This is a genomic window from Xenorhabdus santafensis, assembly GCF_033949405.1.
In the GTDB taxonomy this organism is placed as follows: domain Bacteria; phylum Pseudomonadota; class Gammaproteobacteria; order Enterobacterales; family Enterobacteriaceae; genus Xenorhabdus; species Xenorhabdus santafensis.
Window position 1 is genome coordinate 1 of record NZ_VCDN01000264.1, and the last position, 476, is coordinate 476.

The following is a 476-nucleotide window of genomic DNA, read 5'->3' on the forward strand; positions in this document are numbered from 1 at the left end:
AAAAACACAAGTCAAATGACTTGTGTTTTTAGTTGCTTGGCGACGTCCTACTCTCACAGGGACAAGGTCCCAACTACCATCGGCGCTAGAGAGCTTAACTTCCGTGTTCGGTATGGGAACGGGTGTGACCTCTCTGCCATCATCACCAAACTATGAAGGCATATTCCTTCAAAACTAGATAACATTTGCTACATATTATATGGTTAAGTCCTCGATCTATTAGTATTCGTCAGCTCCACATGTCACCATGCTTCCACCTCGAACCTATCAACCTGATCATCTTTCAGGGATCTTACTAGCTTACGCTATGGGAAATCTCATCTTGAGGGGGGCTTCATGCTTAGATGCTTTCAGCACTTATCCCTTCCGCACATAGCTACCCAGCTATGCCCTTGGCAGAACAACTGGTACACCAGCGGTGCGTCCATCCCGGTCCTCTCGTACTAAGGACAGCTCCTCTCAAATTTCCTACGCCC

The 476-nt window shown here is 47.3% G+C and carries 2 rRNA genes; both read right to left on the bottom strand.

Annotated features, from left to right (window positions below):
* Window positions 1–34: 34 nt before the first annotated feature.
* A 5S ribosomal RNA gene (rrf, locus tag FE392_RS20145) occupies window positions 35–150 on the bottom strand.
* A gap of 49 nt (window positions 151–199) precedes the next feature.
* A 23S ribosomal RNA gene (locus FE392_RS20150) occupies window positions 200–476 on the bottom strand; the annotation flags it as partial.